The sequence below is a fragment of the Bacillus sp. FSL K6-4563 genome, assembly GCF_038630405.1.
In the GTDB taxonomy this organism is placed as follows: domain Bacteria; phylum Bacillota; class Bacilli; order Bacillales; family Bacillaceae; genus Bacillus; species Bacillus pumilus.
This window is the reverse complement of the sequence record NZ_CP152030.1, coordinates 741971-766669: the sequence shown is the minus strand read 5'-3', so window position 1 is coordinate 766669 and position 24699 is coordinate 741971. Positions and strand designations below refer to the sequence as shown.

Sequence of the window (24699 nt, the reverse complement as noted above, 5' to 3'; positions counted from 1 at the left end):
TCAAAAGTGCGGTTTTTTATTTGGCTGCAAACAGGCGGTCCATCTTAGGGCGATCATAGTCTAATAGCCAGTGCTGTAAGCCTTCATAGACTGGTCTTAAACGCTCTGGCTCTGCCGCAATGAGATCACAGCCTCGATCATCATATAAGTGAAAAATCATCTGTTTTGAGAGATTGATAAGATAGATTTCATACCCCAGTTTTCCCTTCAAAATCTGATTTGGTGTAAAAAAATCTTCTTGGCACATCGCATGAAGCAAAGGGCGCAACCGAATATCTCGCAGACGGCAGTTGATTGTAAACCGCTCTAACTTCATGCTCTCTTCTATTTCTGGGTGTTCATAGGTCAAAAGCTTATGACGCAATCGGTAACGCATTTTCCGATTGACATATTTTTGATAAACCAAGAGCTTACGCTTCGTTAATTCATGTTCATGTTCTGTATACACATCCGTTACAAGCAGCATCTCGTCTTCTGGATCAAAAGCATATTTCACAATCTCTAAAGCACGATCTCCCGCTTTTTCTAATACAATCGATTTTTTTCCTAATGACCAATCTGCCACTTCAAACCGAAGCCCAATAGGCCACCCATAAAAAAGAGGCGGCGTGAGGACAAGATGAGGAAAATGATTTTTTAGAAACATATTTGTTTGATCACTCATTTGCTTTCCTTTCACTCGTTTTATATTTCATTTTACCGTTGAAACATACAGGAAAACAATTGGAAATAAACTGTCATTTCTTATATGATAGAAAGAGATGGAGGTGTGACCAATTGAAAAAATGGTTTTTACAGGTGTTCCTCACAGCATTGATCACCATGTGGATACAGACTGGACTTGATCAGGCGAACATCATTCATATCACTAATGTATGGGTCGATGCCAGCAGCTGGATCCTGATCTTCTTTGTCATCTACGCACTTTTTGAATGGACAGCTCACATTTTAGTAAAACGGAAAACCGTTCATCGCTAAACATCTCTTTTCATAGAGATGTTTTTTGTTGAAATTCTTCTTGCACAAGTTCATGGATGACGCCCATTCCTGCTTGGCTACCAGCAGCTGCTGCAAGAACAAGTTGAGCAGGCCCGCCTAAATTGTCACCGCTCGCAAAGACACCGCTGACGGTTGTACGTCCAAGAATATCTGTTTCAATACCACCATTTTTCGTCATTTGACAGCCTAGTTTTTCAGCAAATGGAGCTGACTGCTTGAATTCACTTGCGACAAATCCGCCTTCTCTATTCACCGTTTCCCCATTCGCAAGGTGAAGAGAGTGCATTTGTCCATTCTCATGATGAATGGACATAATTGGTACATCAATGACTTGAATAGAATGTGCTGATAGCAGTGCCTTCTCCTCTTCAGCAAACACTTGCTTCCCATTCGTAAACACGATCAAATCCTTTGTCCAATTGGAAAGAAGTTTAGCCATATGAAAGGCACGTGAATTCTCAGCAATGAGAGCAAGCGGCTTGTCCTTTAGCTCCCAGCCATCGCAGAAAGGACAGCTAAACAACGTCTTTCCATACACTTCATGCATCCCCTTCATCTCTGGCAGTATATCCTTTAGTCCTGTTGCCAATATGATTTTCTTCGCTTCGAACCTTTCTCCCTCGTGTGTCAGTAACGTAAAGTTGTCATCATTGTTTTGTATCTCAACAATTCTACTTCGTTTGATTTGGATATGTGGGTAGTTTTGAAGGTCTGCCTCTCCCGCTTGTCTGATTTCAAACGGTGTCATTCCATCGTTTGTAATAAATCCATGTGATTCCTGCGTCACTCGATTTCTTGGCAGCTCATCATCAAATACAATGACCTGCTTTCTGCCTCGTCCTACAACAAGTGCTGCACTTAATCCAGCTGGCCCGCCTCCGATAATGGCACAATCTAATAACATATCAATCTCTCCTTTTCTATTCCAGACTTTAAAGACTCTTAATATCTATAATTAGTTCAAAAAAATCACATGTTGAAAAATGGATTTTTTTCTGTCTGCTCAATTTGGCTTGCAATATCAACTAACCGCTTTTGACTTAACGTCTCCTGCATTTTCGTTTCAACATCCTGCATGACCTGCTCAATCAAACAGTCATCATGAGGCATGAAAGAATCATGTTCTAAGGAACAACGAAATAAATTAGTTTGACCTTCTACCGCCTGAATGACGTCTAAAAATGAAATGTCCTCCTTCTTTTTCATAATGGTGTAACCACCTTTTGCGCCAGGTGTTGATTCAATCAATCCTGCCTTCACAAGCTTTGTTAAAATTTTGGATAAATAGGTGGGTGAAAGGTCTTGCATCTTGGCGAGAGGCTCAACGCCTATTGCTTTCCCCTTTGGTTCAAGAGTTAAAAATACCATCGTATGAAGTGCATAGTTGGTTGCTTTAGAATATTTCATCAGATGATTTCCTTTCTATCTATTATAGACCTTTTATATCTGCAATTGATCATAAAAGATTCAAGAAGAAAAAGCAAGTGTTGTGGATCTGCTTCTTTTTTCATTCCACATTTCGCATTTCCTTCCGATAATAGAGGTAAGCACGAATCAAATTTTGATGAAGACTAGAAGGAGTGAAGAGAAATGTCAGATCAACAGCACAATGCAGCACACGAAGAAGAAGAGGAATTTAACGTATACGACATGCTTCCGCCCGCAGGAACAATCATTGGAGAAGCAACAGAAGAAGAAATGGAAGCTGCGGCAGCATTAGAAGTGAGACATGTCGCGTTCATGCGCCTTCAAGATATGTTCATTCAATTTGATGGCTCGTCTTACAAAGACTTATTAAAAGACTTCCAAGAATTCGAATTGGATTCAACAAAATTCTGGAGAGCCATTGCTAGACGACTTCAAGTTCCATACGAATGGCCAATCCGACTCGACCACGCAAACGGCCCTATTTATATTGGTGAAACAGAGGATAGCCGTGAGGTTGTGGAGAGTGCGGAGTAAAGAAAAGATGACCCCCTTGTTGGTTAAGGGGGTCTATTTAAAATATGATAGATGCCTATTCCTCTAAATCAAATTCAAATGCGATTGATATATTAATGGCAATGTTGTGAATCTCATCTATTTCTGATTCACTCAAATGCTTTGCAAAACGACGTGCATGCTCGACAACATCAGCATGCTGCTTAATCATTTCGTCATTCATCATAAAGATCGTATTGATTGCCCAGCCAGCAGTCGTTAACATTTCTTCGTCCTGAAGCGCATCCATATACGATTCTACTTCAGAAAAAATCCACTTAATATCATCTATTTGTTCCACTTGGAAATTCGCGATTTTTGAAAGCTGTTCAGGGTCTTTTGTTAAGAATATGTCTTTCACTTCTTCTTTTGATAAAGGTTTATTCTGCTTTTCATATTCAGCCTGCCACTCTTCATCTGACATCCCATCTTCTTCGCTATCTTCTGCGGTATAATGCCCCGCTATCAATTCATCAAACGAATTCGCTAATTTAAAATCCGTCTCATATTCTAGATCAAAGTAATGAATTGGCGGATGTTCCTTTGTTTCTCTATAGTCCAATGCAATCCACGTATGACCATCCCCACAAATGAGCACAAGTCCCTCAGGCAATTCCCATTCTTCTATTAAATAATCACTATCCATGATGCCTTCGCCTTTGGCAATTCCTCTTAAATGATCAAATGACACATGATCCTCTGCCCATCCATTCGGCTGGTCCGTTGGAAAGGCGTTATGCAGGGTATACCCGCCATTTTGTTCAAGAATAAGTTTTTTATATGTATCAGGCAAGGTGACGCCTAGCTTCTTTTCCGCTTTTACAATGCCTTTCTCATTGATTTTCTTAAATGTCTCTTCACTTTCTATGTCTGTATCCCAAAATGGTTTCAAATAAAATACCTCCAATTGTTATTTCTATCTCATTTTACCATTTGAGAGAACTAGTTTAATAGTCCTATTTATAAAAAAAGAGAAGGGTTACCCCTCCTCTTGTCCGTCATGATTGTTCTTGATTTCTCGCTTCAAATTCATCTAGCATTGCACGCACTTCATCTGTTGATGATGTGTTCATTAATTGGTTTCTTAGGAAGCTCGCTCCTCTGAATCCTTTTACATAAATCTTAAAGAAACGATGTAACGCCTTGAATGGACGCAAGCCTAATGAGGAATATTGATCATGAAGATCAAGATGCAATCTTAAAAGACCTAGCAGCTCATCACTCGTATGCTCCTTCGGCTCTTTTTCAAAAGCAAATGGGTTATGGAAAATTCCGCGCCCAATCATCACACCGTCCACTCCATACTGGTTAGCGAGCTTTAAGCCCGTTTGACGATCAGGAATATCACCATTGATGGTCAAAAGCGTATCAGGTGCTACTTCATCACGAAGTTTTATAATCTCAGGAATGAGCTCCCAATGTGCATCCACCTGGCTCATTTCCTTTCTAGTACGAAGGTGGATCGATAAGTTCACAATGTCTTGCTCCAAAATGTGTCTGAGCCAATCGCGCCATTCATCGACCTCTGTAAAACCAAGTCTTGTTTTTACGCTGACTGGTAATCCTCCAGCTTTTGCCGCTTGAATCAGTTCTGCGGCAACATCTGGGCGAAGAATCAAGCCACTGCCCTTCCCGTTTTGCGTGACATTTGGGACAGGACAGCCCATATTAATATCAAGCCCCTGAAATCCTAATTCCGCCATTCCAATACTCATTTGCCTAAAGTTCTCAGGCTTGTCTCCCCAAATATGAGCAACAATCGGCTGCTCATCCTCTGTAAAGGTTAAACGCCCTTTCACACTTTGAATCCCATCAGGATGGCAATAGCTCTCACTATTCGTAAACTCTGTGAAAAACACATCTGGTCTCGCCGCCTCACTCACAACATGACGAAACACAACATCTGTCACTTCTTCCATTGGTGCTAATATAAAAAATGGCCGTGGTAAATCACGCCAGAAATTTTCACTCATCTTTCATCCAATTCCTCTCATGACTTCACACACGATAAGCAAGTTTAGCTAATCAAGTGATTGTCAATTTTCATCATTATATACTTTAATATGAACGAGGCAAAATTGCAAAAAAGGGAATTTGGTGAAGACATTTAAGCTTTAATTTCTTTTTCTTTATATTAAAACGTGCAAATTAAATTACCAAACAATTAACTTTATTAAAAACCCTTAATGTAAATAAGCTATAAAGTCTTACAATTGTTTTGAAATATTTAAAAAGAAGTAACAAGTGTACTTTAGTAAATCTGTATGAATAAATATCTAAATACAATTTTAGAACAAGGTACTTCTCTTAACAGAAAATATAGTTTAACAACAACATCAAAATTTCATAATGTAATCTTTATAAAAAACACTCGCCAAAAGACTAAGTGTCTTGAAATTACATCTACATATCCCTTATTATTAATATATTTCTATGATAAAATTGTTTTAATTGAACATCTTCTTTACCCAAGCAAGAAATATTTAAACTGTATAATTAACCACAAATAACATCTTTCACTGCTCTCGCAATTACCCCAGACATCACAGGGGGTACAGCATTTCCAACCTGTGTAAACTGAGCAGTACGCGGACCTTCAAACTTATAGTTATCAGGGAAACCCTGTATTCGTGCAGCCTCTCTCACCGTTAGAGACCTACACTGTCCAATATCAGGGTGAATATTATAATGACCATCTTTTGATATATGAGCAACTACAGTATGCGGAATACTATCCCACCAATGAACCTTAAATCGGTCTAGAAATGCCTTATCATTCTTATGTGTTTTCAATCTATCAGGCAACTCATTATACTTAATTTGTCTACCTTGAGTGGCATGCTTTATAGCAATTTGATATATTTCAGCATCACGATCTTTAATGGGTCTTGCAAAGTGATTAGTAAATCCAATACTGTCTTCTCTCATCATCAGTTCATAAGGCGACAAATAATCGACATTTTGCGTTAAATCATACTCAAAAAGTTGAAGATCATGACCTTGTTTTGGCTTCACGACTGGTAGATCTGAAATAACATCTCGAGTAGTTAAAGGAATATTCCAAGATAATTTATGTCTTTCAAAGTTAGGGTACTCATAATTTAAATTCTTTTGAAAACCAAACAGGATAACCCTTTTTCTCCTTTGAGGTACACCAAAATCAGCAAAATCGATTATATTACTCTTGTCTTCCTCACTTGTTCCAGATAGCACTGTGTAACCAATTTGATCAAACGATTCCTTTATTTCTTGGTACACCTTCCCTTTCTTAGCAGTAAGTAGGCCCGGAACATTTTCAAAAACGAACGCTTTAGGTTTAAACTCATCGACAATTCTTTTATAGTACTGAAATAGATAATTTCTTGAGTCCTTATCTACACTCTCTTTCATCCTGCTACGCCCCACCAAGGAGTATGCTTGACATGGCGGGCCACCAATAATTAAATCTACACTTGTAGCACGGCTATACTGAAGAGAATTCTGAATAAGTTGTATCATCTGTGTAGAAGAAGTAGCTGTTGGGTCATTATGGGGGTTCCCAAACTTCCGGTTTAGTACTTCAATGTCGAGCTTCTCTCTCAATTCAGGGTAACGTTCAAAAACTAAAGCTCTCGTTTGTTCAATACTGCGGTAATTGTCTGACATCCTTAGGAATTCATTATATAACTCTAAATCGTTCTTTGCCTTTAGATAATGATAAAATAAACGCGTTTTAATTGTTTCACATGCCCAATATTCTTTTTCAACATGCGCAGCAATTTTAAAGTCGTGTTTATGAAACCCCTCACTCAGCCCTCCTGCTCCAGAAAATAAATCAATAACAATCATTTTTAATCTCCCTTTATGCGTACCATATATTTTATTAGACATATTTACTCTCAACCATTCTAGGAGAACATTTTTCCACTAAAACTTTTTCTCCGCGAACCAATGTTACTATCCCATTATAGGGAAGATTTGCGGATGAGACAAAGGCTTTTTCTATTTCAATCCTAATTACTTTTGTATGCAGAGCGAAATATTCATGAGAAATTTTATATTATTTCTTTCTTATATTTTCTATATATCGCATAGTTTGAGGATTCCAGTAAGAAAAAAATTAACATTGAAAGTCGACTCCAATAAATACCTTTCCATTGCTACAACTACATCTCTTACCATGAATATCCTAAGACAAAATTGGTTTTTGTGCACGGCAAATCATTTCTGTAATGACATCGTTTTTCTAAACCTAAAAACAAATTCACTTGTAACTGTTGCAACAAACTCAAACGGATTTCTGTTGTTACTGTTCATTGCAAAGCTTAAAAACCAAGAGCAGTTCTAAAAACTGCTCTTCGGAAACTCTTGCTTTTTATAAATCAAGTGATCGCACTCAAAATTCCTTTGTACAGTTCCATTATCTAAGACTTAAAAAAACTTGAATTTGGAGGATTACAATATGCGAGCATTCCACTTTTTCCATCTACAGTAATCCCTTAAAGAATGGGGAATACTTGATGTCTATTGTTTTTACTAACAATGACCGGTCTAATAATCAGTTTCCTGTATCACATGAAATTTCAGCAACCATAGAACAAGCAAACAGGCACAGCCATTTAACTGGTTATCCTCACTCGGCTCTAAACTGGAACAATATGGATCGTTAGAACAGAATATTGCCTCTTCAAGCGCCTCCATAATAAGTGGACGAACCTTATCTATATTCCCCATTTCTACCAAGCCATCTAAGGAACCTTCTTGATCAGTACTACCAGTATACAAAAGAACCCCAGCCATGTTCTTACCACAATATATTCTTTCTTTAATAGCTACTGATGAATACCCTGATTGCAAGGATAACTGCTTAATTAATAGATGGGCAAATGTATGTAGCATAACATACACGACGTCTTTTTCATCACGTACTTCCCATCCTTTGTTTTCTATCCAATTTGCATATAATGATGTAAACTTCTCTGACCGCTTTGGAAGTTCGCTGTTTTCTTCGAGCCACTTGCTTATAGTAGTTTGATTAAATTCAATAAAAATCCCTTCGCCATACACTTCAACTGCTGGCAACCAGTCATCATACCCACCTGACTCTAACCAAACAATTTCCTTTGGTTCATTGACATCTGGTTCTGGGCTATCATTTCTTATAAACCCTAGGAGCACAAGAATCTCCTTCACCTTGTGAGCCTTTATAATTTTATTGAAATAGAGTTGAAAATCATTCGGTACTATTTCAACTTCAGCCTCAAAATCACCAATTTTTACTCTAATATCAAATGCAGTAAAAGCTTTATACTCAGCTTCTTTGATCTGATTATACTCAATTTGCTCTTCTATTTTAGACTGATTAAGATATGCTGTCCACTTTTCAAAGAAATCTTCGGCATCAAGGAATTCACTACGGTCATTTAGATGAATATTACTGCAAATTTGAAAAAGTCTCTCTGTATTTACAGAGCAAGTTCCCAAGAAGTCTAACATTTCAAATCGATTGGTTATTACCAGAATCTCTGCCCTCTTAGATGGGTTCTCTCTTTTCTGAAAACCAATTGTTTCATCCATATTAAGTGCTTTCAAAATTAGATATGAATTTATGTACTTTCTAGACGTACAAAGTATTATGTTTTCCTTATGCAACAGAGACTCAACAATATCATCAACCATATACTCTTCTGATCAAAAAAGCATTTGCTCATGTACTCTACAATGTACTAAAGGCTTGTCTACTGTGCTAAACAACATCTATCTCCTTCTTTCACCATTTCCAATATTATATAAAAATTAAATTTTATATAATATTGCACCAGCTAAATTCCAGTACTTCTATATATTTATTGGAAATAAGAACACTTATTTCTTCTCATATTTTTCCGATTATTGTCATTCCAAATTTATTAATTAGGAAATTCAATTGACCACCTCTAATTGATTTTGTAAAGTAAACTGCTGCTTTTCTATTTTTCAAATATGACTTAGGGAATTAGTAAACGCTTTAGACTATCTTTTGAGGGGAGGTTTTGATAAATGAGGAAATCTATTTATACTTCTACAAAAAGGATATTTCTACAAATATATTCATTTTATCGGTGATTTATAAGATAAATAAACATACATATGATCACTAATAAATTATGTATGAAAACATTAATCTGCTTTTTCCTAGGAAGATTAAATGGTTTTATTCAATTAACCTCTTTGATTTAAAAATTTTAATTGAATAAAGAACAAGAGAAATTTTCATAATTATGTTTATACAGGTAATACACTTAATTGTTTTAAACATTCAATAAAAATTATTTTAATAGAAGCCTGAGAGAAGAAAGTAAAATTTATTCTTTCTTCTCTCATACCTCTTAACCGAGTATCGTTTAGCTAACTGGTATCCTTAAAACAAGTTTTACTGTAACCTCCACATGACTCGTATGCGGGAACATATCCACAGGCTGCACTTCCTCCGTCACATACCCACCATCTTCAAGAATACGCAAATCACGAGCTAGCGTCCCTGGATTACAGGACACATAAACAACGCGTTTTGGTTTCATCTTTAAAATCGTATCAAGCAGTGCTTCGTCGCAGCCTTTTCTTGGCGGATCGACGACGAGGGTGTCTGCTTTGATGCCTTCTTTGTACCAGTTTGGGATAACGGTTTCTGCTTCACCGACTGCGAATTCGACGTTGTTGATTCCGTTCAATGCAGCATTGCGTTTTGCATCTTCAATTGCTTCTGGAACTATTTCAACGCCATATACTCTGCCTGCTTTTTGTGCGAGAAACAAGGAAATCGTACCGATTCCGCAATACGCATCGATGACGGTTTCTTCGCCTTGCAGCTCTGCATATTCAAGGGCTTTGTCATAAAGCACCTTTGTTTGAGCTGGGTTCACTTGATAAAACGAGCGGGCTGAAATAGCAAATTTGATGTCGCCAATCGTGTCATAAATGTATTCTTCTCCCCATAAAACAGTCGTTTCGTCTCCGAAAATAACATTTGTTTTCTTTGAATTCACGTTTTGCACAATTGACCGAACGTGTGGGAAGCGTGCTATAATCTGCTCAATCACCTGCTGCTTTTGCGGAAAGTCAGCCGTTCTAGTAACAAACACAACCATCATTTCACCCGTTGCAATACCGTAGCGAACCATCACATGACGTAGCCAGCCTTTATGACGTTCTTCGTTATATGCTTTCATACCAAACGCATTGCATATGTCTTTTACTGCCTGTACCACTTCGTCATTTTCTGACTGCTGGATCAAACATTTTTCCATATCGATGATTTCATGGGTACGCTGCTGATAAAATCCTGCAACTAGTCCGCCTTCGCGTTCGCCAATTGGAACTTGTGCTTTGTTTCTGTAATTCCAAGGGTCTTCCATGCCGAGTACAGGATGAACTTTTACACGGCTCATATCAAGCTTGCCGATCCGCTCTAATACGTCCTTTACTTGTTTCTCCTTAAATAGCAGCTGGCCTTCATAGCTCATGTGCTGAATTTGACAGCCTCCGCACTGCTTATAGATAGGACATGGCGCATCTTGCCTATGCTGACTTTCCTTTGTCAGCTCCATGAGTCGCCCAAAAGCAAATCCTTTTTTCACACGTGTGACCTTGATTTTCCCTTGTTCGTCTGGAAGGGCATTCGGTACAAAGACAGGGAACCCTTCAATTTTCGCTACACCTGCACCTTCGTGCGTTAAGTCTTCGAAGGTTACATTGTAGTATTCATTCTTTTCAACAGGCGGTTTCATTTTCACCAATTTTATCACCTCATTTGCAAAGAAAAACTTGGCGCCATAAGGAACCAAGTTCAATCTCTACCCTATTTTTTCAGCTGTTGCTTTTGGCACTATAAACTCAATATGACGATACAGGTTTTCAAATTCACCTGGCAGCATGCCGCCGAATTCGCCATCTAAATTCAATTGCATTTTATCTTTTACATCTACCTTTACGCGATTCGCTTTTGTGTAGATGACATTGTTATCATGAATATGCTCGCCTCGCAGTGCAAGGCTGACTACTCGAATGGCTTCTGCTAAATTGACCTTCTTTAAAATAATCAGGTCAAACATTCCATCATCTAAAACAGAATCTGGCGCTAGCTTTTCAAAGCCGCCTACTGAGTTTGTGAGTGAAACAAGAAACAGCATGATTTCTCCATGAAACAATTTGCCGTCATATTCAATTTCGACTTCTGTCGGGCGGATCGAAGGAAGCATCTCCATGCCTTTTAAATAATAAGCAAGCTGTCCAAGCATTGTCTTCAGCTTACTAGGCACTTCATAGGTGAGCTCTGTTAACCGGCCGCCGCCTGCAATATTAATAAAATAATGGCCATTGACTTTACCGATATCAAGCGGCTTCGCTATACCATCTATAATGGCATCTGTTGCTTTTAAAACACCTTCTCGTGGAATTCCAAGTGCTCTTGCGAAGTCATTTGTTGTTCCAACCGGAATAATTCCTAGTTTTGGTCTTTTTTCAAGCGGGGCTAGTCCGTTGACGACTTCATTGATCGTGCCGTCTCCACCTGCTGCTACAATTAAATCAAAGTCTCTCTGGGCAGCTTTTTCAGCTGCTTGTGTCGCATCTCCTGCACATGTCGTTGCATGACAAGATGTTTCATAGCCAGCTTGTTCAAATTTTTGCAAAACCTGCGGCAAATTCTTCTTGAAGAGTTCACGCCCAGATGTCGGATTGTATATAATTCGAGCACGTTTCATTCATCATCATCCTATATTCATTATGCAATCTATTTTCACCACTAACAACCTTTAATTATACTATGAGATTTGAAAATGGCAACAGAACAACACCCTAATATGACAAATCTCCTGCCACATTTCCCTCAGCAAGAAAGCATTCTGATAAGATAAAAGAAAACGCTGTAAAGGATGGTTTGCGATGAAAAAGCCTGTCTATTTTAATCATGATGGCGGTGTTGATGACCTCGTCTCGTTATTTCTTCTCCTTCAAATGGAACATCTGAAAGTGATTGGGACGTCTGTGATTCCTGCTGATTGTTATTTAGAGCCTGCTCTCAGTGCGTCTCAAAAAATCATTGATCGATTTAGCCCTTATGAAATTGAAGTCGCTGCTTCAAATTCTAGAGGCGTCAATCCTTTTCCGAAAGAGTGGCGAATGCATGCTTTTTATGTAGACGCCTTACCTATTTTAAACGAGAAAGGCACTGTTGATACAAACGTGTCCAAGCTTCCAGCACATCTTCATTTAATCGAAACTGTTAAAAAGTCTGCAGAACCCGTCACGCTGCTCTTTACAGGTCCGCTCACAGACCTTGCACGCGCCTTAGAAGAAGATCCTTCAATCTCTAATAAAATCGAAAAATTGGTATGGATGGGCGGTACATTTCTTGAAAAAGGCAATGTTGAGGAACCCGAGCATGATGGGACAGCAGAATGGAATGCATTTTGGGACCCTTATGCTGTCAGCACTGTCTTCAAGGAACGCTTTCCTATTGATATGGTCGCACTTGAAAGCACGAATCAAGTTCCGCTTACACCTGATATTCGTCAGCGCTGGGCTTCCCTTCGTTCTCATATTGGAATAGATTTTATTGGGCAGTGCTACGCCTTTTGCCCGCCTCTCATTCATCACGAAACCAACTCGACTTACTACTTATGGGATGTGCTGACAACGATCACTCTTGATTCCTCATCATTTACTCGTTCAAAGGAAATGAATGCGATCGTTTACACCGAAACGCCAAAGCAAGGACGTACCGAAGAGCATACAGATGGAAAATCAATTCAAGTGATCGACCATGTCGATCGTGACGCATTTTTCCAAGCATTTGAAGAGCTTATGAAAAGAGCTGTTTGTCAGATTTCAACATAAAAAAGCCCCGCCATCAAAGCGGGGCCCCATCTCAATCTTCTTCTACGTATTTCTTTTTGCGTTTAAATTTGCTTAACACTTCGTATACGATTGGTACGATAACCAGTGTTAACAATGTTGAACTTGCGAGACCACCAATGACTGTGACGCCAAGTCCTTTTGAAACAATTTGGCTTCCGCCTTCAAATCCTAATGCTAATGGAAGAAGTGCCCCAATTGTCGCAAGTGCCGTCATTAAGATTGGACGTACTCTTATTGTACCAGCTTCCAGTAATGCCTCTCTTGTTGAGAGTCCTTCTTTCTCTTTATTAATGACTCGATCAATTAAGACAACGGCATTTGTTACGACTATTCCTATCAGCATCAGCAAGCCAATCATTGCGTTTAAGCTGATCGTTTCTTTCGCTACAAACAATCCGACCAAGGCACCAATGACTGTGAACGGTAGTGAGAACAGGATCGCAAATGGTGCAAGCCCTCCACCGAATGTGATAACTAATACCAGATACACAATGGCAATGGCAGCTAACATCGCAATCCCTAATTGTGTGAAGGATTCCTGAATATCTGCGCTCACACCGCCCGAATCAATAGTTACACCAGATTTCAAGTCGAGCTTGTCGACCTTTTTCTGTACGTCTTGTGTGACACTCGCTACGTTGTCCGTTGTCATATCTCCGGATACTTCAGCGTAGATTTTACCGTCACGTTTCGTGATTGTATTTGCCGTTGTTCCTTCTTTGACCTTCACTACATCTCCGATTCGGATTTCTTGCCCTGTAGGTGTCGTGATTTTTTTGTCTTCTAAATCTTTCTTACTCTTGTATTCGTCTTTATCTGTTTGAAGCTTCACATCAATTTCTGTGCCGTCCTCTGTCACCTTCGTTAAAGTGACTTCATTGCTTTGAGGCGCAATTTCTTGTGCGATTTGTGAAGCTGTAAGACCTAGTTTCGCAAGCTTCTCTTGGTCTGCGTTAAATGTGTATTCAGCGTATTTATCAGCCAAGCTTGTGCTCACGTTTTTCAAATTCTTCTCGTCTTTTAAAATCTTTTCTACATCGTTTACTGTGCCTTCAATGTCACTTGCTGTATCGCCATACACATAGTAAGTGACAGAATTACTCGCACCGGAAGATGAGAAGTCTTGTAACTTCCAATCACCTTGTGATGCATTTTTTTGAAGGTCTTTACTAATTTTTTCTTTTTCTTTTTCAAAGTTCGGTGTGTCACCTTCATATTTGACAAAGAAGAGAGCACCATTTGAAGTTCCACCAGCATTTTCCATCAGAGCATTTGACGTACCTAATGAATATTGAACTGTATCGACATGCTCACGTTTCATTAAGTACTCTTCTGCTTTCTTCGCTTCATCTTTAGCCTGTTCTTTTGTTTGTCCAGGCTCAGGTGTGTACGTGATTATTGCTGTTTTTTCACTTTCCTGTGGCAAGAAGCTAACGCCAACAAGTGGTGCTAAGAATAAGCTTCCGACAAGCATAAGAACGGCAATTCCAGACGTAATCCATTTATGATTTAATGTCCAGTTCAACACACGTCTGTAGCCAAGTGCTAGCTTGCTTGGCTTGTGTTCTTTGAGCTCTTTTCTATCGCCATACAAGTTTTTCTTAAACAAGCTGTGTGCCATCATTGGAACGACCGTAACGGCAATAAGAAGTGATGCAAGTAAAGCAAACACAATTGTTAATGCAAATGGGATAAATAATTCACCGATCATGCCACCAACTAGTGCTAATGGCAAGAACACAGCAATTGTGACTATCGTTGAAGACATAATTGGCAAGAACATTTCTTTCGTTGCTTCTCGTACAAGGGCTTTTCCTCGTAACGGTTCATCTTTAAGCGCCATCCGTCTGTATATGTTTTCTATGACGACAATGGAGTCATCCACGACACGACCAATTGCAACGGTCATCGCGCCAAGGGTCATAATGTTCAGCGTAATATCGAGCTGATTTAAAATTAAGATAGCAATTAACAGTGATAACGGGATCGAGATGACCGAGATCAATGTTGATCTGATGTCACGAAGGAACAAGAGAATAATCATAATGGCAAAGATGGCACCAATGATTGCTTTATTCAGCATTGTGCTGACAGATTCTTTGATTGGCTCTGCCTGATCATAAGTTGAACTTATGTTCATTCCTTCGTTGTCTTTTTTAAATTTGTCTAGTTCTTTTGTGACTTCTTCTGCAACACTGACTGTGTTTGCATCAGAACCCTTCATAATTTGAAGTCCGATACTATTTTTACCATTAGTTCTTGAGACTGATTCTGCTTCTTTCACTACTTTGATATTGGCTATTTCAGATAACTTCACTGTTGGAAGCTCTACAGACTGACTGCTTGCTGCTGCTTGTTGCTCAGCACTTCCAACTGCACCTGTATTTCCTATTCCGCCAGAGGCATTGCCGGCCCCTCCTGTCACAGGAATACGCATATTTTTCAAGTCTTTCACGCTGAAAATGTTACCGTCCACGACAACCGATTTTTGCTTGTTGCCAAATGTGTATAAACCAAGTGGCAAGTTCACATCGGAACCTTTGATGATGTTTTGAACGGTTTCTTCATCTAAACCATATTCTTCGAGTTTCTTTTGTTTAAATGAGAATTGCACTTCTTTGATTTGTTGACCAGATGCTTCTACAGATGAGACACCATCCAGACCTTTGAGTGCAGGGATCAAATCATTTTCAACTTTTTCAGTTAATTCCTGTAAGGATTCTTTATCGCCAGACACACTGAGTGCTAAAATTGGAATGGCGTTAATGCTGAAACGTGCGATTTTTGGTTGTTCCACATTTTCTGGGAAGTTGATATTGCTAATCGCATCTTCAATTTCTTTTTTCGCCTCATCCATGTCTTTGCTATAGTCATATTCAATTTGAATGGATGACGCATTTTCATATGAATTGGAAGTGACGACACTCACTCCATTTAGGTTTTGGATCGATTTTTCAATTGGATCGGTCACCTTATCTGATACTTCGTCCGGCGTTGCGCCAGGATACGTTGTAGAAACCGTAATGACTGGAGTGTTGATATTCGGGATTGATTCTTGTTTCATATTCAATCCAGCATATAGACCAGCAACTGTTACGATAATTGTCATGAGCCATACAGCGAACTTATTCTTTAATACAAAATTGATGATCGAATTCATTATGTCCTCCATTTTCCTTTATGTATTGACTGACTGGTCATTCTATATCATAATAAACGGTGATATACAATGCCGTCAACCATTTCTCTTGCGTTTGACGTAACATTCTAAAGCTGAAGGGGCCTTATTTCATGAACGAAAAAAAAGAAAAAATCATTAAAGCAAGCATCCAGTTGTTTGCGAAAAAGGGTTTTTCTTCTACGACCATTCAGGAAATAGCAGATGAGTGCGGAATATCGAAAGGCGCGTTTTATTTGCATTTCAAATCAAAAGAACAGCTTTTCAACCGAGCGTTCGAATATTATATCGACACGTCTATGCAAAGTATTGAAACGATTCGAAAAGAGAATCAGCATCTCGCGCCGAGAGATATCTTCCAGAAGCAAATCGCTGAACAGTTTCAGCATTTTGCTGAGAACAAGGATTTTATCATTTTGATCCTCAGCGAGAACATTATTCCAGAAAACCAGCAAATTAAAAAGTATTCAAAAACTGTGAAAAAGCAAATGAATGATGAAATTCAAATTTCCATCTTGACCACTTATGGACAGGAGATCGAACCATTTATAACTGACCTGTCAGTCATGATTCAAGGAATCATCCAATCGTATGTGCAGGTGCTGCTTTTACAAGATCAGATGCAATTATCATTTGATGAGCTCTCTTCCTTTATACTCGAACGATTAGATGATTTGGTTCAAGGTATGCTTCGTTCTCAGACGAAACCGATCTTAAAGCCAACCATTTGGGACGATGAAGCGCCGAGCGCTGCATCCCTAGAAGAGGAGCTTCGTTTGTTAAAGCTTGAGCATTTGCTTTCTGATGATACCCTTGTATCCATTGAAGTCATTGAAGAAGAACTGGCGAAAGCTGAGCCTCGTAAGCCAGTCATTCAAGGGATGCTGACGAATTTAGAAAAGTGTGAGGACCCTGCTGTCATAAGAGTAGTCGAACAATTGAAGCTGTTTCTTTCATAACTTTACGTGCTGTTTTTCCGGTTCGTTCACCTTTATCCCCCTTCGAATGTGCACTTTCGCTTATACTTCATTATAAGAAAAGAATCTCCGAATTGATATACGGCGGTGGTCTGAATCTATTATAAGACCCTGTCAGTTCAAGCAAAAAAAACCGCCTCTTCTCATGAGGCGGTTTTTTTTGCTATTGTTCATTAGCGTTTTTTGATTTCTTCTAGGAGAATCTTGTTGACCATCGGCGGGTTTGCTTGTCCCTTCGATGCTTTCATGATTTGTCCGACTAAGAAACCAATCGCGCGGTCTTTTCCGTTTTTAAAGTCTTCGATGGATTGCGGGTTGTTATCAAGTGCTTCTGTGACAAGTTTGAGCAGGGCACCTTCGTCAGAAATTTGGACAAGTCCTTTTTCTTTGACGATTGTTTCTGCGTCTCCCCCATTTTCAATCAGCTCTTTGAATACCTTTTTGGCAATCTTAGAAGAAATCGTTCCTTTTTCGATGAGATTGATCATGCCAGCCAGGCCTTGCGGCGTTAGCTTTGTATCTTCCAGCTCTTTTTGAGCTGAATTTAAGTAGGCAGATACTTCACCCATCAGCCAGTTTGAAGCTTGCTTTGCTTCTGCACCTTCTGAAATGGTTGCTTCAAAGAAATCAGACATTTCTTTTGTCAGCGTCAGCACCATCGCATCATATGCAGGAAGGCCAAGCTCATCGATGTAGCGTTTGCGGCGCTCGTCTGGAAGCTCTGGAATCGATGCTCTTACGCGTTCTTTCCACTCGTCATCAATGTACAGCTCCACCAAATCTGGTTCTGGGAAGTAGCGGTAATCATCTGACCCCTCTTTGACACGCATGAGGATCGTCTTTTTAGACGCTTCGTCATAGCGGCGAGTTTCTTGTTCGATCAAGCCGCCAGAAAGCAATACTTGCTCTTGACGTTTCTCTTCGAATTCAAGACCTTTTTGTACGAAAGCAAATGAGTTCAAGTTCTTGAGCTCTGTTTTCGTTCCAAACTCTTCACGGCCGATCGGACGAAGTGAAATGTTGGCATCACAGCGAAGTGAGCCTTCTTCCATCTTACAATCAGATACGCCTGTATATTGAATAATAGATTTTAGTTTTTCTAAGTAAGCATACGCTTCTTCTGGTGTGCGAATGTCTGGCTCAGATACGATTTCAACAAGCGGTGTGCCTTGACGGTTGAAGTCGACAAGTGAATATCCGTCGCCTGTGTGCGTCAGTTTACCTGCATCCTCTTCCAAATGGAGACGCGTAATACCGATTCGTTTCGTTTTGCCTTCTACTTCAATTTCAATCCAGCCGTTTTCACCGATCGGTTTATCAAATTGAGAAATTTGATACGCCTTTGGGTTATCAGGATAGAAGTAGTTTTTACGGTCAAATTTTGTATCTGTTGCGATCTCGCAGTTTAGCGCCATTGCTGCTTTCATTGCAAAGTTCACCGCTTCTTTGTTCAATACAGGCAGTACGCCAGGATATCCAAGGTCGATGACACTTGTTTGCGTGTTGGCAGCTGCACCAAAAGGTGTCGGCGAGCTGGAGAAAATTTTTGATTGTGTTTTTAGCTCAACGTGGACTTCAAGTCCAATTACCGTTTCAAAGTTCATTCTGATTCACCCCTTACAGTTCAGGTTTTGCTTTATGATGATCTGTTGCTTGCTCGAAAGCGTGAGCCACGCGGTAAACCGTTCCTTCATCAAAGTGCTTGCCAATGATTTGCAGTCCTAACGGAAGACCATTTGCAAATCCACAAGGCACACTGATTCCAGGAACGCCTGCAAGGTTCACAGGGATTGTTAAAATATCGTTCGCGTACATCGTCAGTGGATCGCTTGTCTTTTCACCAATGTTAAATGCAGGAGTTGGCGTTGTTGGCCCTACAATGACATCATACTTTTCAAAAACATCTTCAAAGTCTTTTTTGATCAATGTACGGACTTTTTGCGCCTTTTTATAGTATGCATCATAATATCCTGAGCTAAGAGCGAATGTGCCAAGCATGATGCGGCGTTTCACTTCGTTTCCAAAGCCTTCAGAACGAGTATTTTTATATAAATCAATCAGGTTTTCTGCATGATCTGTACGGTAGCCATAACGGATGCCGTCAAAACGCGCAAGGTTTGCAGATGCTTCTGAAGAAGAAAGTAAGTAGTAAGTCGCAAGCGCATATTTAGAATGCGGAAGAGACACTTCTTCCCATGTGGCACCAAGTCCTTCTAATACTTTTAACGCCTGAAGAACAGACTCTTTTGCTTCCTCGCCAACACCTTCTCCAAGGTATTCTTTTGGCACTGCAATTTTCATGCCTTTGATGTCGCCAGTTAATGAAGAAAGAAAATCTGGGACGTCGACATTTGCACTCGTTGCGTCCATTTGATCCACACCAGCAATCACTTGAAGAACGTATGCGTTGTCCTCTACGTTACGCGTAATCGGCCCGATTTGATCTAATGAAGAAGCAAATGCGATTAAGCCGTATCTAGATACACGGCCATACGTCGGCTTCAGACCCACAACGCCGCAGAATGATGCCGGCTGGCGAATCGAACCGCCCGTATCTGATCCAAGTGAGAATGGTACTTCACCTGCTGCAACAGAAGCTGCTGAGCCACCACTTGATCCACCTGGAACAGTGTTTAAATTCCAAGGGTTTTTCGTTGCTTTGTAGCCTGAGTTCTCTGTAGAAGATCCCATTGCAAATTCGTCCATATTTAATTTACCGATTGTGACTGCTTCCGCATCTCTTAGACGATTGACAACCGTTGCATCATAAATAGGATCAAAGTTTTGCAGAATTTTACTAGATGCTGTTGTACGTAAATCCTTTGTGACGATGTTATCTTTCACACCAATTGGCATACCGAACAATAGACCAAGCTCTTCCTTTTCTCCAACTGCCTCGTCCAATTCCTTTGCATACGCACGAGCTTTCTCTTCGTCCAGTGCAAGGAATGCTTGTACTTTCCCGTCTACTTCATTGATTCGTTTATAAGACTCGTCCACTAAATCAGAAACAGACAGTTCCTTTTTATGTAAAAGCTCTTTTAATTCAGAAATTTTGTGATCAAACAGTGACATGCCTCAGGCCTCCTTTAGTCCAAAATTGATGGCACACGAATATAGCCGTCTTTATGATCAGGCGCGTTTTTGATGACTGCCTCAATGGAAAGACCTTTATTCGGAACATCTTCTCTCATGACGTTTTTCATTTTTAATACGTGTGTTGTAGGTTCAACGTTTTCCGTATCTACCTCGTTTAACTGCTCTGCAAATGAAATGATGCTATCAAGCTGTTCTGTAAACATCTCAGCTTCTTCTTCTGTAATTGCAAGCCGTGCCAAATGCGCCACGTGCTTTACTTCTTCTATTGAAATTCTAGACATGCAGGTTCACCTCCAAAAATGATACGTGTTCGTGGTCATGATCATAAGTCATATACACTTTATCATATCAAATTTTACTGTTCTAAAGCAACTTTACACAGGCGCAGCAAGAGCCCTTTTCTCTCGAAGCATCATAGTGATCCAACAGATAAAGAAAATAGTCATGCAGACCACCTTTTATTTTCAGAAAATTTTTACTTTTATTTACTTTTGTAAGCGTATACAAACTGATTCGTATCACCGATCTGTCCATTTTTTCTTCAAAATAGGGAGGTTTAAGAAGGTTGATCACTTGGGAATACTCTGTTAGGTTAAGTAACCATAGCAGTGAGAAGGGCATTCAATCAAAAAACTAGCCCTGGCACTTCTGTATATTTTGATTGAGGTGATGTCAAATTAATACGAAAAAGGTGAGAACACAAAATGAGTATTGAAGTTACAATTTCCTTATCTATTTATTTTATCGGGATGCTTGCCATCGGTTGGTATGCATTCAGGAAAACACATGATTTAAATGATTATATGCTTGGTGGACGTGGGCTTGGTCCATTCGTTACAGCTCTTTCAGCAGGTGCTGCGGATATGAGCGGCTGGATGCTGATGGGTGTACCAGGTGAAATGTATAAAACAGGTTTATCGACTACCTGGCTTGCGATTGGTCTCATCGTCGGTGCTTACTTAAACTATCTCATTCTTGCACCCCGTTTACGTTCTTATACAGAAATTGCTGATGATGCCATTACGATTCCTGATTTCTTTGATAAACGATTCAAAGGATCATCTTCTTTATTAAAAGCTGTATCAGCTGTCATCATTTTAATTTTCTTTACGCTGTATACATCGTCTGGGATGGTATCAGGCGGACGTTTATTTGAGTCAGCATTTGGTGCACACTACATGTTTGGACTGATTTTGACGTCAAGTATTGTTATTTTGTATACATTGTTTGGTGGATTCCTGGCAGTGAGCTTAACGGACTTTGTCCAAGGAGCTATCATGTTTTTAGCATTAGTGCTCGTGCCGATCGTTGCCTTTACACAATTAGGTGGACCTGTTGCCACATTCCAAGATATTCAACAGATTGATCCTAAATTGCTTGATATTTTTAGAGGAACGAGCGTCATTGGCATTATATCCTTCCTCGCTTGGGGACTAGGTTACTTTGGACAGCCGCATATTATCGTGCGCTTTATGGCGATTACGTCCGTCAAAGACTTAAAACCAGCACGCCGCATCGGAATGAGCTGGATGATTATTTCAGTGATTGGTTCACTATCTGTCGGTTTAGTTGGTGTTGCCTATGTTCATGAAACGGGTATGAACCTTGCTGACCCAGAAACCATCTTTATCGTCTTTTCTAAAGTATTGTTCCACCCATATATCACTGGATTTTTACTTTCTGCCATTTTAGCGGCGATTATGAGTTCAATTTCGTCTCAGCTGCTTGTCACGGCAAGTGCGATGACAGAGGATTTATACAGAACGTTCTTTAGAAAAAAAGCATCTGATAAAGAGCTCGTGATGATTGGCCGTATGTCTGTACTCGTTGTCGCTGTGATTGCCCTTTGCCTTTCACTTAATCCAAGTGATACCATTCTTGATCTTGTCGGTTATGCGTGGGCTGGATTTGGTTCTTCATTCGGTCCAGTCATCTTACTTTGCCTATACTGGAAGCGAATGAATCATCATGGTGCCCTTGTTGGGATGATTGTTGGTGCGATAGTCGTTCTCACATGGATCACGACAGGTCTTAACCATGCAACAGGTATTTATGAAATGATTCCTGGCTTTACGTTAAGTGGATTAGCTGCCATTATTGTGAGCTTATTGACAAGTAAGCCGTCAAAAGCATCAAAACAGCTATTTAACAAAATGGAAAATCATCTTGAAGAAGAAACAAAATAAAGAACATGAGGGGTCATCTGCCTTAAGCGGATGACTCTCTTTTTTAAATAAAATGCTTTTCTTTCTCCCATTTCTGAATAAAATAGAAGTTGTGCAGCCATATGGGCTGTGAGAAGATCATATACATGATGTGAAACGTACATGAAGTGAAGGAGCGATACGCATGTTTTGGACAATTGAATGGGATACAGTCTTAAAATTAGCCGTGGCCACCTTAATCGGTTTGATTATTGGGCTTGAACGCGAGCTGAAGAAAAAGCCGCTCGGCTTAAAAACGTGTATTGTCATTGCTGTCAGCTCCTGCGTGTTAACCATCATCAGCATTGATGCAGCCTACAATTTCCCTCGAGTCTCTAGGCTTCAAATGGACCCACTCAGGTTACCGGCGCAAATTATATCTGGTGTTGGCTTTATTGGAGCAGGTGTAATTCTGCGAAAAAGCAATGATGTCATCTCAGGTCTCACGACTTCTGCGATGATCTGGGGAGCAGCAGGACTTGGGGTTGCTACAGGTGCAGGATTTTATAAAGAAGCCTTCCTCAGTCTTTTCTTTATTCTGATTAGTGTCGAATTTCTACCGTGGCTCTTCCAGCGGATCGGGCCGATTCGCTTACAGGAAAAAGAAATCCGCATCAGAATGTCTCTTTCTGATCGAAACCGCATGACGGATATTTTAAAAGAAATGAAAGCCCTCAACATTCGCATTCATTCTGTTCGTATTGATGATTTAACAGAAAAGAACTATCCGATTATGGAAGTACGCGTACGCGTGCATAAAGATCGCTATACAACTGATGTGTATTTTGATATTAAAGATCTAGAAGGCGTCGTTGGCGTCAAGTGTGATACGGTATAAAAGGTGATGAGGCAAAAGTCTCATCACCTTTTTTTATGGGAAAAGGGGTTGAACCATTGCCTTCATTCAAATAAAATACAAATTATGAAATAAATGATAAAAGGGGATTTTTCATGGGCTATATGGATCGTAAAAAACGTATTTTTCTTATGAGTGGGATTCTAGCGGTACTCGTATTCGCTGCTTTATTGACCTCACATTATGTCACTCCCGTCTCAACAAATGCAGCAGACAAGAAACAAACGAAAACACCAAAAAATGTTATTTTTATCGTTGGCGATGGAATGGGGATGCCCGTGATCAAAGCCTACCGCACATTCAAGCAGGAAAAGCTTGGTTCTCCAAAAGCACAAACCGTCTGGGACCCGTATTTAGTCGGGATGCAGACCACACACCCAGATGATCCTCGAGATAATATTACCGACTCAGCTGCCGCAGCCACGGCCATGGCGACTGGAAAAAAGACATACAATGATGCCATCGCCGTCAACCAAGAAAAAGAACCTCTTAGAAGTGTCGTTGAAGCAGCAAAGGAAGCACAAATGAAAACAGCCTTTGTTGTCTCATCTGACATCACCGATGCTACACCTGCCGCTTTTGGCACACATAACGTCTCCCGAAAAAACAAAAAACAAATTGCAGACCACTTTTTTGATGAGAAAATAGGTGGAGAGCACAAAGTTGATATCCTTCTAGGTGGCGGCATGCAATATTTTGACCGAAAAGACCGTGATCTTGTGAAAGAATTTGAGAAGAGCGGGTATTCCATTCTAAGGTCAAAAGATGATTTAACCTCCCAATCATCTTCAAAAATGCTCGGCTTATTCCAGGAGGACGAGCTGGATCGAGCCATCGATCGTCCAAAGCATGTGCCTACTTTAAAAGACATGACGCAGTCAGCATTGACCCAATTAAATCAAGACAATTCGCATGGGTTTTTCATGCTGCTTGAAGGCAGTACCATTGATTCTGCTGGACATGAAAATGATGTGGTCGGCGCAATGAGTGAGATGGAGGATTTTGAGAAAGCAGTCCAAGCGGCTCTTCAATTCGCTAAAAAGGATCAAGAAACCCTCGTTGTCATCACAGCAGATCATGCGACTGGCGGCTTTTCGTTTGGTGCAGACGGCATGACAAGTGAAACCGGCTATAAATGGGACCCAGCACCCATTTTAGCTGCTAAGAAAACACCAGTGTATATGGCAAAGAAAATCGCAGGCGGACAATCGGTACGTGATGTCCTTCACACCTATATTGATTTCTCGCTCACAAAAGGGGAAATCTCACAGGTGGAGAAAGCGGCACAATCAGGGAAAGCCGGTACGATTCAACTCAGCATTCAACACATCTTTGATCAACGTTCTTTCTCAGGCTGGACAACCTTTGCTCATACAGGTGAGGATGTCCCTGTCTATGCATATGGACCTGGGAAAGCAGCATTTCAAGGCTGGATCGATAATACAAAGCAAGGAAAGAACCTGTTTCATATCATTGAATCACCGTCCACCTATCGCCCATAAAAAACAATCCCCGCCTCATCACATAGGC

Annotated in this window: 20 protein-coding genes; 7 read left to right on the top strand and 13 right to left on the bottom strand. The window is 40.1% G+C overall.

Annotation, left to right across the window (positions count from 1 at the left end):
• Nucleotides 1–16 precede the first annotated feature (16 nt).
• On the bottom strand, nt 17–664 hold the full coding sequence (locus tag MHH54_RS03635) for a DUF3885 domain-containing protein (RefSeq protein ID WP_003214027.1): 648 nt from the start codon (nt 662–664) through the stop codon (nt 17–19).
• 113 nt (nt 665–777) lie between these two features.
• On the opposite strand from MHH54_RS03635, the gene MHH54_RS03630 reads away from it, so the two are divergent.
• Nucleotides 778–978, top strand: a complete 201-nt coding sequence (locus MHH54_RS03630; RefSeq protein WP_003214492.1) for a hypothetical protein — start codon at nt 778–780, stop codon at nt 976–978.
• Between the two features lie 10 nt (nt 979–988).
• On the opposite strand, the gene MHH54_RS03625 is transcribed toward MHH54_RS03630, so the two are convergent.
• Both MHH54_RS03625 and MHH54_RS03620 read right to left on the bottom strand, forming a co-directional pair.
• Complete coding sequence (locus tag MHH54_RS03625; RefSeq protein WP_003214233.1) at nt 989–1903, bottom strand: NAD(P)/FAD-dependent oxidoreductase; 915 nt, start codon at nt 1901–1903, stop codon at nt 989–991.
• 65 nt (nt 1904–1968) lie between these two features.
• The gene (locus tag MHH54_RS03620) at nt 1969–2406 is read right to left on the bottom strand and encodes an Rrf2 family transcriptional regulator (RefSeq protein ID WP_342500706.1); all 438 of its coding nucleotides are present in this window, start codon (nt 2404–2406) and stop codon (nt 1969–1971) included.
• Nucleotides 2407–2589: 183 nt separating this feature from the next.
• Between MHH54_RS03620 and MHH54_RS03615 the strand changes: the two genes are divergently transcribed.
• Nucleotides 2590–2961, top strand: a complete 372-nt coding sequence (locus MHH54_RS03615) for a hypothetical protein (protein ID WP_111912194.1) — start codon at nt 2590–2592, stop codon at nt 2959–2961.
• A gap of 55 nt (nt 2962–3016) precedes the next feature.
• On the opposite strand, the gene MHH54_RS03610 is transcribed toward MHH54_RS03615, so the two are convergent.
• The 6 genes from MHH54_RS03610 to MHH54_RS03585 all read right to left on the bottom strand — a co-directional run bounded on the left by MHH54_RS03610 (nt 3017) and on the right by MHH54_RS03585 (nt 11699).
• On the bottom strand, nt 3017–3871 hold the full coding sequence (locus MHH54_RS03610; RefSeq protein WP_342500705.1) for an SMI1/KNR4 family protein: 855 nt from the start codon (nt 3869–3871) through the stop codon (nt 3017–3019).
• 106 nt (nt 3872–3977) lie between these two features.
• A complete protein-coding gene (locus MHH54_RS03605) occupies nt 3978–4952 on the bottom strand; it encodes a tRNA-dihydrouridine synthase (RefSeq protein ID WP_342500704.1) in 975 nt (324 codons plus the stop codon).
• Between the two features lie 523 nt (nt 4953–5475).
• On the bottom strand, nt 5476–6807 hold the full coding sequence (locus MHH54_RS03600; protein WP_342500703.1) for a DNA cytosine methyltransferase: 1332 nt from the start codon (nt 6805–6807) through the stop codon (nt 5476–5478).
• Nucleotides 6808–7509: 702 nt separating this feature from the next.
• A complete protein-coding gene (locus tag MHH54_RS03595; RefSeq protein ID WP_342500702.1) occupies nt 7510–8535 on the bottom strand; it encodes a DUF1998 domain-containing protein in 1026 nt (341 codons plus the stop codon).
• A gap of 806 nt (nt 8536–9341) precedes the next feature.
• Nucleotides 9342–10730, bottom strand: coding sequence for a 23S rRNA (uracil(1939)-C(5))-methyltransferase RlmD (gene rlmD / locus MHH54_RS03590; RefSeq protein WP_342500701.1), 1389 nt, complete (start codon nt 10728–10730; stop codon nt 9342–9344).
• A gap of 60 nt (nt 10731–10790) precedes the next feature.
• Nucleotides 10791–11699 (bottom strand): diacylglycerol kinase, encoded by a 909-nt coding sequence (locus MHH54_RS03585; protein ID WP_044141563.1) that lies wholly within the window; start codon nt 11697–11699, stop codon nt 10791–10793.
• A gap of 181 nt (nt 11700–11880) precedes the next feature.
• Here MHH54_RS03585 and MHH54_RS03580 point away from each other — a divergent pair, with 181 nt between their 5' ends.
• The gene (locus MHH54_RS03580; protein WP_342500700.1) at nt 11881–12834 is read left to right on the top strand and encodes a nucleoside hydrolase; all 954 of its coding nucleotides are present in this window, start codon (nt 11881–11883) and stop codon (nt 12832–12834) included.
• A 31-nt stretch (nt 12835–12865) separates the two neighbouring features.
• Here MHH54_RS03580 and MHH54_RS03575 read toward each other — a convergent pair whose 3' ends face one another.
• Nucleotides 12866–16015: an efflux RND transporter permease subunit gene (locus MHH54_RS03575; RefSeq protein ID WP_342500699.1), complete on the bottom strand. Its 3150-nt coding sequence runs from the start codon at nt 16013–16015 to the stop codon at nt 12866–12868.
• A gap of 131 nt (nt 16016–16146) precedes the next feature.
• Between MHH54_RS03575 and MHH54_RS03570 the strand changes: the two genes are divergently transcribed.
• A complete protein-coding gene (locus tag MHH54_RS03570) occupies nt 16147–16992 on the top strand; it encodes a TetR/AcrR family transcriptional regulator (protein ID WP_342500698.1) in 846 nt (281 codons plus the stop codon).
• A gap of 191 nt (nt 16993–17183) precedes the next feature.
• Here MHH54_RS03570 and gatB read toward each other — a convergent pair whose 3' ends face one another.
• The 3 genes from gatB to gatC are packed head-to-tail and all read right to left on the bottom strand — an operon-like array spanning nt 17184 to nt 20390.
• Nucleotides 17184–18614 carry an Asp-tRNA(Asn)/Glu-tRNA(Gln) amidotransferase subunit GatB gene (gene gatB / locus MHH54_RS03565; protein ID WP_003214292.1) on the bottom strand — a complete coding sequence of 477 codons (1431 nt, stop codon included), beginning with the start codon at nt 18612–18614 and terminating at the stop codon, nt 17184–17186.
• Nucleotides 18615–18627: 13 nt separating this feature from the next.
• The gene (gene gatA, locus MHH54_RS03560; RefSeq protein ID WP_342500697.1) at nt 18628–20085 is read right to left on the bottom strand and encodes an Asp-tRNA(Asn)/Glu-tRNA(Gln) amidotransferase subunit GatA; all 1458 of its coding nucleotides are present in this window, start codon (nt 20083–20085) and stop codon (nt 18628–18630) included.
• 14 nt (nt 20086–20099) lie between these two features.
• Nucleotides 20100–20390 (bottom strand): Asp-tRNA(Asn)/Glu-tRNA(Gln) amidotransferase subunit GatC, encoded by a 291-nt coding sequence (gatC, locus tag MHH54_RS03555; RefSeq protein ID WP_003213898.1) that lies wholly within the window; start codon nt 20388–20390, stop codon nt 20100–20102.
• Nucleotides 20391–20813: 423 nt separating this feature from the next.
• On the opposite strand from gatC, the gene putP reads away from it, so the two are divergent.
• The 3 genes from putP to MHH54_RS03540 all read left to right on the top strand — a co-directional run bounded on the left by putP (nt 20814) and on the right by MHH54_RS03540 (nt 24671).
• The gene (putP, locus tag MHH54_RS03550) at nt 20814–22295 is read left to right on the top strand and encodes a sodium/proline symporter PutP (protein WP_126741168.1); all 1482 of its coding nucleotides are present in this window, start codon (nt 20814–20816) and stop codon (nt 22293–22295) included.
• 157 nt (nt 22296–22452) lie between these two features.
• On the top strand, nt 22453–23151 hold the full coding sequence (locus MHH54_RS03545) for an MgtC/SapB family protein (protein ID WP_170938431.1): 699 nt from the start codon (nt 22453–22455) through the stop codon (nt 23149–23151).
• Between the two features lie 113 nt (nt 23152–23264).
• On the top strand, nt 23265–24671 hold the full coding sequence (locus MHH54_RS03540; protein WP_342500696.1) for an alkaline phosphatase: 1407 nt from the start codon (nt 23265–23267) through the stop codon (nt 24669–24671).
• Nucleotides 24672–24699 lie beyond the last annotated feature (28 nt).